The 12,450-nt window shown below is 66.9% G+C and carries 12 protein-coding genes and 1 tRNA gene; 8 read left to right on the top strand and 5 right to left on the bottom strand.

All coding sequences use genetic code 11. The features are described 5' to 3' along the window. Positions 1 to 6: 6 nt before the first annotated feature. Entirely contained in the window at positions 7 to 969 is a 963-nt protein-coding gene (locus QOZ99_RS17410) for a Bug family tripartite tricarboxylate transporter substrate binding protein (protein WP_306891273.1), read from the bottom strand. A 417-nt stretch (positions 970 to 1,386) separates the two neighbouring features. On the opposite strand from QOZ99_RS17410, the gene QOZ99_RS17405 reads away from it, so the two are divergent. The 6 genes from QOZ99_RS17405 (at position 1,387) to QOZ99_RS17380 (ending at position 7,841) form a co-directional block, all read left to right on the top strand. Next, the gene (locus QOZ99_RS17405; RefSeq protein ID WP_306891272.1) at positions 1,387 to 2,481 is read left to right on the top strand and encodes an ABC transporter ATP-binding protein; all 1,095 of its coding nucleotides are present in this window, start codon (positions 1,387 to 1,389) and stop codon (positions 2,479 to 2,481) included. 54 nt (positions 2,482 to 2,535) lie between these two features. After that, positions 2,536 to 3,852, top strand: coding sequence for an ABC transporter substrate-binding protein (locus QOZ99_RS17400; protein ID WP_306891271.1), 1,317 nt, complete (start codon positions 2,536 to 2,538; stop codon positions 3,850 to 3,852). 160 nt (positions 3,853 to 4,012) lie between these two features. After that, positions 4,013 to 4,864 (top strand): ABC transporter permease, encoded by an 852-nt coding sequence (locus QOZ99_RS17395; protein ID WP_306891270.1) that lies wholly within the window; start codon positions 4,013 to 4,015, stop codon positions 4,862 to 4,864. 7 nt (positions 4,865 to 4,871) lie between these two features. Next, positions 4,872 to 5,702 (top strand): ABC transporter permease, encoded by an 831-nt coding sequence (locus tag QOZ99_RS17390; RefSeq protein ID WP_306891269.1) that lies wholly within the window; start codon positions 4,872 to 4,874, stop codon positions 5,700 to 5,702. Positions 5,703 to 5,892: 190 nt separating this feature from the next. Continuing rightward, a complete protein-coding gene (locus tag QOZ99_RS17385; protein WP_306891268.1) occupies positions 5,893 to 6,114 on the top strand; it encodes a hypothetical protein in 222 nt (73 codons plus the stop codon). Between the two features lie 104 nt (positions 6,115 to 6,218). After that, entirely contained in the window at positions 6,219 to 7,841 is a 1,623-nt protein-coding gene (locus QOZ99_RS17380) for an ABC-F family ATP-binding cassette domain-containing protein (RefSeq protein WP_306891267.1), read from the top strand. Between the two features lie 279 nt (positions 7,842 to 8,120). On the opposite strand, the gene minE is transcribed toward QOZ99_RS17380, so the two are convergent. The 4 genes from minE to QOZ99_RS17360 form a co-directional block, all read right to left on the bottom strand. Continuing rightward, on the bottom strand, positions 8,121 to 8,396 hold the full coding sequence (gene minE, locus QOZ99_RS17375; RefSeq protein WP_306891266.1) for a cell division topological specificity factor MinE: 276 nt from the start codon (positions 8,394 to 8,396) through the stop codon (positions 8,121 to 8,123). Continuing rightward, entirely contained in the window at positions 8,393 to 9,208 is an 816-nt protein-coding gene (minD, locus tag QOZ99_RS17370) for a septum site-determining protein MinD (protein WP_306891265.1), read from the bottom strand. The genes minE and minD overlap by 4 nt, the downstream gene beginning before the upstream one ends. Before the next feature lie 9 nt (positions 9,209 to 9,217). Then, positions 9,218 to 9,928, bottom strand: a complete 711-nt coding sequence (minC, locus tag QOZ99_RS17365) for a septum site-determining protein MinC (protein ID WP_306891264.1) — start codon at positions 9,926 to 9,928, stop codon at positions 9,218 to 9,220. A gap of 332 nt (positions 9,929 to 10,260) precedes the next feature. Continuing rightward, a tRNA-Thr gene (locus tag QOZ99_RS17360) sits at positions 10,261 to 10,335 on the bottom strand. 401 nt (positions 10,336 to 10,736) lie between these two features. Here QOZ99_RS17360 and QOZ99_RS17355 point away from each other — a divergent pair. Beyond that, positions 10,737 to 10,937, top strand: a complete 201-nt coding sequence (locus QOZ99_RS17355) for a hypothetical protein (RefSeq protein ID WP_306891263.1) — start codon at positions 10,737 to 10,739, stop codon at positions 10,935 to 10,937. Positions 10,938 to 11,134: 197 nt separating this feature from the next. Continuing rightward, the gene (gene murA / locus QOZ99_RS17350; protein WP_306891262.1) at positions 11,135 to 12,424 is read left to right on the top strand and encodes a UDP-N-acetylglucosamine 1-carboxyvinyltransferase; all 1,290 of its coding nucleotides are present in this window, start codon (positions 11,135 to 11,137) and stop codon (positions 12,422 to 12,424) included. Positions 12,425 to 12,450 lie beyond the last annotated feature (26 nt).

The raw sequence follows: 12,450 nt of genomic DNA, 5'->3' as shown, positions 1-12,450 counted from the left end.
CCTTCGTCAATCCAGCTGCGCGCCGGACGCCTTCACGATCGGCGCCCATTTGGCGAGTTCCTTCTTGACGTGCTCGCCGAGTTCTTCCGGCGTCGAGCCGACCGGCGTGGCGCTGAAATCGGCGAGGCGCGCCTGCACCTTGGGGTCGGCGAGCGCCTTGTTGGCCGCCGCGTTGAGCTTGGCGACCACTTCCGGCGGCGTGCCGGCCGGAGCGAACAGCGCGTTCCACGTATAGGTCTCGTAGCCCGGCAGCACCTCGGCGATGGCCGGCACGTCCGGGAAGGACGGGGCGCGCTGGGCCGTGGTCACGCCGAGCGCGCGCAGCTTGCCCGACTTGATGTGGCCGGAGGAGGAGGGGAGGTTGTCGAACATGATCGGCACCTGGCCCGATATCACGTCGATCAGCGCCGGCCCGGCGCCCTGATAGGGAATGTGCTGCATGTCGACGCCGGCCATGCTCTTGAACACCTCGCCGGACAGATGCAGCGGCGTGCCGTTGCCCGAGGAGGCATAGCTGTACTTGCCGGGGTTGGCCTTGAGCAGCGCGATCAGCTCCTCCGTGGTCTTGGCCGGGAATTCCGGGTTCACCACCAGCACGTTGGGTACGATCACCAGCAGCGACACAGGCGCGAAGCTGGTCACCGGGTCATAGGGCATCTTCTTGTAGAGCGCGGGGTTGAGCGCGTGGGTCGCGACCGTGCCCATGAGGATGGTGTAGCCGTCCGGACTGGCCTTGGCGACCTGCGCGGCGCCGAGATTGCCGCCCGCCCCGCCCTTGTTCTCCACCACCACGGTCTGGCCGAGTTCGGCGGTCATGCGCTCGGCGATTAGCCGGCCGACGAGATCGGTGGAGCCGCCGGCGGCGAAGGGGATCACCATGGTGACCGGCCGGGTCGGAAAATCCTGTGCGAGCGCCGGCGACAGCGTCAGCAGCGCGGCCGCCGCGGCGGCGAACATCGTACGTAACATGAAGGCGTTCTCCCGATTGTGACCCATTGGCGCGAGCCGCCGCCCGGGGGACAGGCAGTCGCGCGTGATGTCCTAACGTGAGCGATTTGCCGCCATCGCTCAATGTCCCCGGCATAGGACAATGGGCCAAGGGGCGGCCGAGGGGCGATTTCGAGCGATTTTCTGGCGCGATCGGCCGTCATCACCGCGCGGCACGGACACATTGGATACTGAATTATCGATAATTGTATCCAATATGAGCAATCGGTGCATGCCATGCCCAATTGCTGTGCGTTCTCCCTGCATGTCCGGCGCGCAGTCACCCGCCGCCCGCCCGCACTCTTCCCGGCCCGCGCGGTTTCGCCTGTGCGCGGCGCGGTTGGCATAGCGCTTGCGAGGACCCTGGCGGTCGGACATGCGGGGAGTTGCGGCGGCAAGATGAGCAAGGGCGCCGACATTGAGCTGATCCACGTCACGAAACGCTATGGCACGGCACTCGCCGTGGATGCCGTTTCGCTGAAGATTCCGGCCGGCACCTATTGTTGCCTGCTGGGCCCCTCCGGCTGCGGCAAGACCACCACGCTGCGCATGATCGCCGGCCATGAGAGCATCAGCGAGGGCGATGTCCGCCTCGGGCCCACCGTGGTCACGGACCTGCCGCCGGCCAAGCGCGGCACGGCGATGATGTTCCAGAGCTACGCGCTGTTTCCTCATCTCGACAGCGTCGACAATGTCGCCTTCTCGCTGAAGATGAAGGGCGTCGACAAGCTCACCCGCCGCGCCAAGGCGATGGAGATGCTGAAGCTGGTGCAGCTCGACCACCTCGCCGAGCGTCGTCCGGCGCAGCTGTCGGGTGGCCAGCAGCAGCGCGTGGCGCTGGCGAGAGCGCTGATCACCGATCCGCAGGCGCTCCTCCTCGACGAGCCGCTCTCCGCGCTCGATCCGTTCCTCAAGATCAAGGTGCGGCAGGAACTGAAGAAGCTGCAATTGCAGCTCGGCATTTCCTTCATCCACGTCACCCATAGCCAGGAGGAGGCGATGGCGCTCTCCGACCTTGTCGTGGTGATGAATGGCGGGCGCATCGAGCAGGCGGCAACGCCGCGCGAGGTGTTCAATCGCCCCGCCACCGCCTTCGTCGCCCGTTTCATGGGGGATCACAACGTGATTGCCGGCCGGGTATCGACCGTGGCGGGCGACACCGCGACCTTCGAAGTGCCGGGCGGGGCATCCTTCACCACGCCGGGCGCGGCCGGGCTGGAGCCGGGCGCGCCGGTGGAGATCGCGGTACGTACCGACCGCGTGCGGCTCGCCGACAGCGTCGTGCCCGGTTGCGGGCTCACCGGGCTGGTGCAGAATATCGAGTATCACGGCCAGAAGGTGCAGATCGCCCTCGCGGCCCCAGGTGTCGACGAGTTCTCCGTGCAGGTGCCGGAGACCGCCTTTTTCGAGGCGCCGCTCAGCGTCGGCGATGCCGTGCCGCTCGCCTGGACCTCGCAGGATGTCCACATCCTGCAGCCTTCGCCTTCCGCCTGACATCAGCGACATGCAACGCCGGCTCACAGACCGGCCAACGCTCGGGAGACTTCGATGAGCAAGAAGACCACGGATACGAGCGCCGCGGGCGCCGCCACGGACGTGAAGTCCGGCCTGTCGCGCCGCAATGTGCTCAAGGGCGCGGCCGTGTTCGGCGGCCTTGCCGGCTCGGGCGCGGTGACGGGCTTCCCCACCATCTGGGCGCAGAACCCGATCACGCTGCGCCAGTTCGGCACCGGCGTGTCGAATCTCAACGCCATCGCCGAGAAGTGCAAGGCGGATCTGGGCATCACGCTGCAGATGACCGCGCTCGATTCCGACGCCGTCTCCCAGCGCGTGGTGACGCAGGCCAACTCCTTCGACATCGCCGACATCGAATACTGGATCTGCAAGAAGGTGTTCGCCGCGGGCACGCTGCAGCCGATGGATGTGAAGAAGATCAAATATTACGACGACATCGTGCCGATCTTCACCACCGGCAAGCTGACCCCGGAATCGAAGATCGCGCAGGGCACCGCGCCGAGCACGGTCGGCTTTGTCGAGGGACCGGAATCCAAGACCTTCGCCAAGGCGCCCACCCAGTGGATGACGCTGATCCCCACCATCTACAATGCCGACACGCTCGGCATCCGCCCCGACCTCGTGGGCCGGCCGATCAAGAACTGGAAGGACATTCTCGACCCCGCCTTCAAGGGCAAGACCTCGATCCTGAACATTCCGTCCATCGGCATCATGGACGCGGCGATGATCTGCGAGAGCGCCGGCATCATCAAGTATGGCGACAAGGGCAACATGACCAAGGCGGAGATCGACGCCACGATCGATTTCCTCATCAAGACCAAGAAGGCCGGCCAGTTCCGCGCCTTCTGGAAGACCTTCGACGAGAGCGTGAACCTGATGGCCTCGGGCGAGGTGGTCATCCAGTCCATGTGGTCGCCGGCGGTGGCGGCGGTGCGCTCCAAGGGCATTCCCTGCGTCTACCAGCCGCTGGAAGAAGGCTATCGCGCCTGGGGCGGCGGCCTCGGCATCGCCCGCCACCTCAAGGGCGCGCAGCTGGACGCGGCCTATGAATATATCAACTGGTACCTGTCCGGCTGGGTCGGCGCCTATCTCAACCGTCAGGGCTATTACTCGGCCGTGCTGTCTACCGCCGAGAAGAACATGACCCCCGAGGAGTGGGGCTTCTGGATGCTCGGCCAGCCGGCCAAGACCGACATTCTCTCGCCCGAGGGCAAGGTGATGTACACGGCCGGCGCGGTGCGTGACGGCGGCTCCTTCAAGGAGCGCATGGGCGCGGTCGCCTGCTGGAACTCGGTGATGGACGAGGACCGCTACATGGTGCGCCGCTGGAACGAGTTCATCGCGGCGTGAGGATGAAGATGGGGAGCGAGCGCCGTTGGCTCCCTCTCCCCGCGGGGGAGAGGGGTGGGGCGAGGGGCCTTCCTTCGCGTCCGGCCGCTCGCCCCCTCACCCAGCCCTCTCCCCCGCGGGGAGAGGGCTTCGGCCTCGCAGCGGCCCCAAGGTGCGCGCCATGACCCTCTCCCGGATCGCTCCCTACCTTCAGGCGACGCCGCTGACGCTGATCCTCGCGGCGTTCCTGGTGCTGCCCATCGCCACCATCACCATGGTGAGCTTCTGGGACTATGATTCCATCCAGATCTTCCCGGCCTTCGTCTTCACCAATTACGAGGAGACGATCACCTCGCCGGTGACGTGGAACACCTATATCAACACGCTGAAATTCACCGTCATCGTCTGGGCGGTGACGTTGCTGGTCGGCTTCTGGGTGGCCTACTACCTCGCCTTCCACATCCGCTCGGCGACGGCGCAGATGGTGCTGTTCCTGGTCTGCACCATCCCCTTCCTCACCTCGAACATCATCCGCATGATCTCGTGGATCCCGTTCCTGGGGCGCAACGGGCTGCTGAACCAGACGCTGATGCAGCTCGGCATCATCAACCAGCCGCTGGAATTCCTGCTGTTCTCGGATTTCGCCGTCGTGCTCGCCATGGTGCACCTCTACACGCTGTTCATGGTGACGCCGATCTTCAACACCCTGATGCGCATCGACCGCGCGCTGATCGAGGCCGCGCGCGACGCCGGGGCGAGCGGCTGGCAGATCCTCACCAATGTGATCATCCCGCTGGCCAAGCCCGGCATCGCCATTGGCTCGATCTTCGTCGTCACGCTGGTGATGGGTGATTTCATCACCGTGCGCTTCATGTCGGGCGGGCAATCGGCTTCGGTGGGCCTGATGATGGCGAACCAGATCGCGCTGCTGCAATACCCGGCGGCGGCGGCGAACGCGGTGATCCTCCTGATCCTCGTGCTACTGCTGGTCGGCGCCATCCTGCGCATCGTCAACATCCGCAAAGAGCTGTGAGGGCGTCATGAATTCTGAAAGGCGCGGCCCCGGCTTCTACGTGCTCACCGCCTTCTTCGCGCTGTTCGTGCTGTTCCTGTACGGACCGATGACGACCATCTTCATCCTGTCCTTCCAGGGCCCCAATGGCGGCCTCACCTTCCCGATGAACGGGACCTCGCTGCGCTGGTTTCGCAACCTCTTGTTCGAGCAGCAGGCGGTGGGTGATTTCGGCGGCGCCTTCACGCGCTCGCTGGTCCTCGGCATCATGACCATGCTGACCACGGTGGTGGTGTCGCTGCTGGCAGGGCTCGCCTTCCGCCGCCGCTTTCTCGGGTCCGGTCCGCTGTTCTATCTCACCATTGCCAGCCTGATCGTGCCCTCGATCCTGATCTCGCTGGGCATCGGCCTCGCCTTCCAGGTCTTCGGGCTGGAGCCGGCCTGGTACTCCTCGGCGTTCGGCGCGCATCTCACCTGGACGCTGCCCTTCGGCCTGTTGATCATGTTCGCGGTCTTCAACCGCTTCAACCCGGCCTATGAGGAGGCCGCGCGCGATCTCGGCGCGACACCGTGGCAGACCTTCGCCCATGTGGTGCTGCCGATCATCCTGCCCAGCCTGGTCGGTGTCGGCCTGTTCGGCTTCACCCTCTCCTATGACGAATTCGCCCGCACGCTGATGACCTCCGGCACCTTCAACACGCTGCCGCTGGAAATCTACGGCATGACCACCAACGTCACCACGCCGGTTCTCTATGCGCTCGGCACCGTGACGACCCTGTTCTCGATGGGGATCATCCTCCTCGCGCTCGGCACGATCGCCGTGCTGCGCAAGCGGCGGGCCCGCCGCATCGCGGGCTGACGACCTTCCGTAGCGGAAATCATCTGGCGGGTTAATGACTTGGTCCGGACGGAGCGCGCGTGCCTCCGTAGGGAACCGGATGGATCGTGGCGTGTTGACGTCCAAAATGCGCCCATCGGTCGACCGGGTTCGCAGCAGGCTGCGCCCTGCGCCGCACCCGATGGAGCGCGACAGCACGGGAGCGAGCGCCATGAACATCTGCACCACCGACCGCAGCATCTGCGACCTTCTCAAGGAAGTGGCGAAGGACGATGCCAAGCACGCGCTGACCATCAAGCTGCGCAGCGGCGACCTGATCACCGCCTATGGACCGATCGAGGTGGCCGACCGATTCATGCTGTGCCGGCTGCACGACACCAATTATCAGGGCAGCCAGCTGATCGCGCTGGACACGATCGAATTCATCCGCTGAGGCCTTTGACGGCCGCGCCGGCCATTTTCTTGGCCGTGAGGTGTTCCACCTGACGGCAAAAGGCTCTAGTTGCGCTGCAACACCATTGCAGGGCTCCCGCGCGCATGATCCGGCTCGATTCCATCGGCAAACAGAACGGCAAGCAGATCGTCTTCATCGAGGCCTCGGCCACGCTTCTCAAGGGCGAGAAGGTGGGGCTGGTGGGGCCGAACGGGGCGGGCAAGACGACGCTGTTCCGCCTGGTCACCGGTGAGGAAGCGCCGGACGAGGGGCAGGTGTCGGTCGATCGCGGCATCAGCATCGGCTATTTCAGCCAGGATGTCGGCGAGATGGCGGGCCAGTCCGTGCTGGCCGCGGTCATGGACGGGGCGGGCCCGGTCAGCGCCATTGCCGCCGAGCTGCGCGCGCTGGAGGGCGCCATGGTCGACCCCGACCGGGCCGACGAGATGGACGCCATCATCGAGCGCTATGGCGAGGTGCAGGCCCGCTTCGAGGAACTGGACGGCTATTCGCTGGAGGGGCGGGCCGCCGAGGTGGTGGCCGGTCTCGGCTTCAGCCAGGAAATGATCGACGGCGATGTCGGCAAGCTCTCGGGCGGCTGGAAGATGCGCGTCGCGCTCGCCCGCATCCTGCTCATGCGCCCGGACGTGATGCTGCTCGACGAGCCCTCCAACCATCTCGACATCGAGAGCCTGATCTGGCTGGAGGCGTTCCTGAAGAATTTCGACGGCGCGCTGATGATGACCTCGCATGACCGCGCCTTCATGAACCGCATCGTCAACAAGGTGGTCGAAATCGACGCCGGCACGCTCACCTCCTATTCCGGCGATTACGAGTTCTATGCCCAGCAGCGCGCGCTGGCCGACAAGCAGCAGCAGGCCCAGTTCGAGCGCCAGCAGGCCATGCTGGCCAAGGAGATCGCCTTCATCGAGCGCTTCAAGGCCCGCGCCTCCCATGCCGCGCAGGTGCAGAGCCGGGTGAAGAAGCTCGACAAGATCGAGCGCGTCGAGCCGCCTCGCCGCCGGCAGGTCGTGGCGTTCGAGTTCCAGCCCGCGCCCCGCTCGGGCGAGGACGTGGTGGCGCTGAAGAACGTGTCCAAGGCCTATGGCGCCCGGCGCATCTATGAGGGGCTGGACTTCCATGTCCGCCGGCGCGAGCGCTGGGCGGTGATGGGTGTCAACGGCGCCGGCAAGTCCACGCTGCTCAAGCTTGTCACCGGCTCCACCGACCCGGATGCCGGCACGGTGGCACTCGGCGGCAGCGTCAAGATGGCTTATTTCGCCCAGCATGCCATGGAGGTGCTGGAAGGCGATCGCACCGTGTTCCAGACGCTGGAAGACGCCTTCCCGCAGGCGGCGCAGGGCTCGCTGCGCTCGCTCGCCGGCTGCTTCGGCTTCACCGGCGACGATGTGGAAAAGCGCTGCCGCGTGCTCTCCGGCGGCGAGAAGGCGCGGCTCGTCATGGCGAAGATGCTGTACGATCCGCCCAATTTTCTCGTGCTGGACGAGCCGACCAACCATCTCGACATCGCCACCAAGGAAATGCTGATCGCGGCGCTGGCGAGTTATGAGGGCACGATGCTGTTCGTGAGCCACGACCGGCATTTCCTCGCCGCGCTGTCGAACCGGGTGCTGGAGCTGACGCCGGACGGCATCCACCAATATGGCGGCGGCTATGTCGAATATGTCGCCCGCACCGGGCAGGAAGCGCCCGGCCTGCGGCATTAGGCGGATCGGTCGATCCGCCTCGGCACGCGCCGACCGGATGGCGCCGTCCTGCGCCGCGTCATGTTTCCAGCCCATTCGCGCACGGCCCGGCTCCGGTTGCCGCGACAACGCCATGTGCCGGCACGGGACGCGGCGAGCCTCCGCCCGCGGCCCCGGTTCCGCCGCCGGGTCGCATGGCCATGCTGTGGAACACAACGAAGGACGGCCGGGAGGGGGCGGCGTGCCCTGTCCCGGCCGTCCTTCGTTTCCTCGGGCGGCGTGTGGCGCCCGCCGAGTCCGTCAGGCCGCCTGGTTCAGCACCAGCTCGACATTGCCGCGGATCTCCACCTCGATCTCGAGGATCGACAGCGGCGCGCCGCGCTCGAGCCGCACCTTCACCGTGTCGCGGTCGCAGGGCACGCGCTTGGCGACCGCGGCGAGAATATCCTCCCGCAGGCTCGCGAGAAGATCGTCGCCGCCCACCACCTGGCGTTCATGCGAGAGCAGAATCTGCAGGCGCTCACGCGCCTGCGGCGCGCTGCTGGCACTGGAGAACCACTTCTTCCACAGGGTCATGCTGCCCTCCTGAGGAACTTGCCGAAAAAGCCGAGGCGCGGCTTGCCCGGAATTTCCATGGCCACGGTTTCGCCCTTGAGCCGGCGGGCGGCGTCGACATAGGCCCGCGCCGGCGCGCTCTCGGGATCGTGAATGGAGACCGGCACGCCGAAATTCGAGGCCCGCAGCACATCGTGGCTTTCGGGCACGATGCCGAGCAGCGGCAGCGAGAGGATTTCCAGCACGTCCTCGGTCTTCAGCATGTCGCCGCGGGCGGCACGGATCGGGTCGTAGCGGGTGAGCAGCAGGCGCTTGTCCACCGTCTCGCCGCGCTCGGCCTTCAGCGTCTTGGCATCGAGAATGCCGACGATGCGGTCGCTGTCGCGCACCGAGGAGACTTCCGGGTTGGTGACGACGATGGCGATGTCGGCATGGCGCATGGCGAGCGTGGCGCCGCGCTCGATGCCGGCCGGGCTGTCGCAGATCACCCAGTCGAAATGGCGCGAAAGGTCGCCGATGACCTTGTCGACGCCTTCTTCGGTGAGCGCATCCTTGTCGCGCGTCTGCGAGGCCGGCAGCAGGAACAGCGTTTCCACCCGCTTGTCGCGGATCAGCGCCTGCGGCAGCCGGGCATCGCCCTGGATGACGTTCACGAAATCATAGACGACGCGCCGTTCGGCACCCATGATGAGGTCGAGATTGCGCAGGCCGACATCGAAATCGACCACGACCACGCTGTCGCCCGTCCGTGCGAGCGCAGCGCCGATCGCGGCGGTCGTCGTGGTCTTGCCGACGCCGCCCTTGCCCGATGTGACTGTGATGATCTTCGCCATGCCTCGCTCCTAAAGTGCGGCAAGCCGCAATGCGTCGTTTTCGATCCAGACCTGGACGGACTGGCGCCGGAAGGCGTCGTCGATGTTCTCGGCCGTGCGGTACACGCCGTCGATGGCGAGCAGTTCCGCTTCCAGCTTTCGGCAGAAGATGCGCGACTTGGCGCCGAAGGTGGCCCCGGCAATGGCCCGGCCGGCCAGCGTGCCGTAAACATGGATCGACCCGCCGGCGATGATCTCGGCGCCCGCGCCGACCGAGCCGACAATGGTCACGTCGCCTTCCAGGCAGACGATCGACTGGCCGGAGCGCACGCGCTGCTCGACCAGAAGGTTGACCGGCTCGACCGGGGCGGCCGGCTTGGCCGGCTCCGCGACAGGCGCGGAAATTTCGTCGGGAATGGCCAGGGTGGCGTCCCGGCCCCCGCGCAGCACCGGCGGCATGGCGGCATCGACCATACTGGGCTTGACGCCTTCAAGACCGATGAGCCGCACGCCGCGGCTCGCCAACTCGCGGATCCAGCGCTCCACCTCGGCCCGGTTGGCGGCGGTGCCGGCGAGATCCAGCACCACGGTGCGGCCGGTGAAGAAGCCGGGCGAACGCTGCAGCCAGATGTCGAAATCGGTGAACCACGTCTCCATCGGCACGTCGGCGACCAGCGTCATCGCGAGGAAGGAACGCCCGCGAAAGCGGATGGATGGCCCCGATTTGCCGATTACGCTCACCGCACGAATCTCCTCTGCTTTGGAGAAGTTTGGTTAATCTTGGTTAACGACTGGTTAAGAGCCGGCGCCCATCCTTCGTGGTCCACCGCTGGATTGCGGCGGACACGCAGGCCCGGGTAACGCAGGCCCCGGGTAACGCAGGTTCGGGTAACGCGGGTCCCGGGAATTCAGGTCCGGGCGCGCGCGGATCCGGCGAGCTTCCACCGGAGAGGCAGCCTCCCGGTGAATCCCCCCGCAGGCGGACAGCCGCGTGACCCCCATCGCCGCGGCGAGGGCGCTGGCTGGGGAAGACGCAGGCTCATGAAGATGGAAGATGGTTCCCTGTCGGGAGATGGTGCTGCGAGAGAGGATTGAACTCTCGACCTCTCCCTTACCAAGGGAGTGCTCTACCACTGAGCTACCGCAGCGCCGCTGCCGGGCGGATGGAGCCGCCGAAGCGGGGCGACGTTTGCCACAGCGCGCCGGCTGGTGCAAGCGTCGGGCGCGGAATTCGCACCATCCCTGTGCATGCCGCCTGTGCAGGAGTGGTCAAGGGCTGCCGAACCGTCCCCTGCCACGCGCCCCTGCCACGCGCCCCTGCCACGTGCCCGTGGCTCCGGTGCGGCGCTCGCCATCCGGGCGTCGGGCCGCCCTTGGCAGCCCCGCTGTGGCAGGTCCTCTATCGCGAGATCGCGCATCGGGGCATCCAGCCTCTTTCGTTCCCCTCCGGCGGGCCTTATGGCAAACGGGCGCGGTCGGGCGAGCGCTCTCGCGGCTGGGAAGCGACGATGCCGGGCGAGGGGAAAAGCGCCATGAAGGGAACAACGCCATGAGCGGCCCGGATGATACCGCGCGCGCGGAGCGTCTGGCGGCGGCCCTGCGCGCCAATCTCAAGCGGCGCAAGCAGCAGGCGCGGGGACGGCAGGCGGATCCGACTGCCGGTGAGTCGGCCAGTGAGCCGCCCGGTGGCGGTGCGCCGGGCGAGGCGCCGGCCACCCCCACACCGTCTCGGCCGGACGAGGCGTCCTGATCTACTGGGCGTTGTCTCCCCTCGCGACACGCGCTAGACGTCATGGGGACAGGGATGGACCTCGCCACGAATCGGCCCCATCGCGCCCTCATTCCCTGACGGTACAGGTGCCGCGTGCCCGTCCCGGCGTTTCCCCGGCCGGTCGTGCCGGTGGCCGTGCGTCTCGTCAGCTTCCGAGTTAAGGAGAGCAGAACCTCATGGACCGTATCCGCGTCATCGGCGGCAATCCGCTCAACGGGACGATCCCGATCTCCGGCGCCAAGAACGCCGCCTTGCCACTGATGATCGCAGGCCTGCTCACCGACGAGAAGCTGGTGCTGGAAAACGTGCCGCGCCTCGCCGACGTCGCGCTGCTGCAGCGGATCCTGGGCAATCACGGCATCGACATCACCGTCAACGGCAAGCGGCGGGGCGATGGCGCCTATGCCGGGCAGACACTGGAAATCGACGCGCGGCTGATCGTCGACACCACGGCGCCCTATGAGCTCGTGTCCAAGATGCGGGCGAGCTTCTGGGTCATCGGGCCGCTTCTGGCGCGCATGGGCGAGGCCAAGGTCTCGCTGCCCGGCGGCTGCGCCATCGGCACGCGCCCGGTCGACTTCCATCTCGATGCGCTGCGCGCGCTGGGTGCCGAGCTGGAGATCGACGGCGGCTATGTGCTGGCGCGCGCGCCCAAGGGGCTGAAGGGCGCGCATATCGTGTTCCCCAAGGTCTCGGTCGGCGCGACCCACACCGCCCTGATGGCGGCGAGCCTGGCCGATGGCGAGACGATCCTCGAGAACGCCGCCTGCGAGCCGGAAATTGTCGATGTCGCCGATTGCATCAACGCCATGGGCGGGCGCATCGAGGGGCAGGGCACCTCCACCATCCGCATCCGTGGCGTGCCACGCCTCAATGGCGCCCGCTACGCGGTGCTGCCCGATCGCATCGAGACCGGCACCTATGCCATGGCGGTCGCCATGACCGGCGGCGACGTGATGCTGGCCGGCGCGCGGGCCGACCTGCTGGATTCGGCGCTGGACACGCTGCGTGAGGCCGGCGCCGAGGTCACGGTGTCGAATGAGGGGCTGCGGGTCCGGCGCAACGGCGCCGGCATTTCCCCGGTGCACGTGTCGACCGCCCCGTTCCCCGGCTTCCCGACCGACCTGCAGGCCCAGCTGATGGCCCTGATGACGCGCGCGAGCGGCACCTCGACCATCACCGAGACCATTTTCGAGAACCGCTTCATGCATGTGCAGGAACTCGTCCGGCTCGGCGCGCGCATCCATCTCGATGGCGAGACCGCGACCATCGAGGGCGTGGAGAAGCTGACCGGCGCGCCCGTCATGGCGACCGACCTGCGCGCCTCGGTGTCGCTGGTCATCGGCGCGCTGGCCGCCGAGGGCGAGAGCATGATCCACCGCGTCTATCATCTCGATCGCGGCTTCGAGCGGCTGGAGGAGAAGCTCTCCGCCTGCGGCGCGCAGATCGAGCGCATCGCGGGCTGAGCGAGGGGGGCGAGGGTAGCGGAGGA

The organism is Ancylobacter amanitiformis, from assembly GCF_030814815.1.
Classification (GTDB): Bacteria; Pseudomonadota; Alphaproteobacteria; order Rhizobiales; family Xanthobacteraceae; genus Ancylobacter; species Ancylobacter amanitiformis.
This window is presented reverse-complemented; position numbering and strand designations above follow the sequence as displayed.

What these genes read in the sequence shown, in the direction of transcription:
- QOZ99_RS17390 (WP_306891269.1), top strand. Translation starts at nt 4,872, where the DNA reads ATGAATTCTGAAAGGCGCGGCCCCGGCTTCTACGTGCTCACCGCCTTC.
- minE (WP_306891266.1), bottom strand. Translation starts at nt 8,396, where the DNA reads ATGACCCTGTGGAAGAAGTGGTTCTCCAGTGCCAGCAGCGCGCCGCAG.
- QOZ99_RS17400 (WP_306891271.1), top strand. Translation starts at nt 2,536, where the DNA reads ATGAGCAAGAAGACCACGGATACGAGCGCCGCGGGCGCCGCCACGGAC.
- QOZ99_RS17385 (WP_306891268.1), top strand. Translation starts at nt 5,893, where the DNA reads ATGAACATCTGCACCACCGACCGCAGCATCTGCGACCTTCTCAAGGAA.
- QOZ99_RS17380 (WP_306891267.1), top strand. Translation starts at nt 6,219, where the DNA reads ATGATCCGGCTCGATTCCATCGGCAAACAGAACGGCAAGCAGATCGTC.
- QOZ99_RS17410 (WP_306891273.1), bottom strand. Translation starts at nt 969, where the DNA reads ATGTTACGTACGATGTTCGCCGCCGCGGCGGCCGCGCTGCTGACGCTG.
- murA (WP_306891262.1), top strand. Translation starts at nt 11,135, where the DNA reads ATGGACCGTATCCGCGTCATCGGCGGCAATCCGCTCAACGGGACGATC.
- QOZ99_RS17355 (WP_306891263.1), top strand. Translation starts at nt 10,737, where the DNA reads ATGAGCGGCCCGGATGATACCGCGCGCGCGGAGCGTCTGGCGGCGGCC.
- minD (WP_306891265.1), bottom strand. Translation starts at nt 9,208, where the DNA reads ATGGCGAAGATCATCACAGTCACATCGGGCAAGGGCGGCGTCGGCAAG.
- QOZ99_RS17395 (WP_306891270.1), top strand. Translation starts at nt 4,013, where the DNA reads ATGACCCTCTCCCGGATCGCTCCCTACCTTCAGGCGACGCCGCTGACG.
- QOZ99_RS17405 (WP_306891272.1), top strand. Translation starts at nt 1,387, where the DNA reads ATGAGCAAGGGCGCCGACATTGAGCTGATCCACGTCACGAAACGCTAT.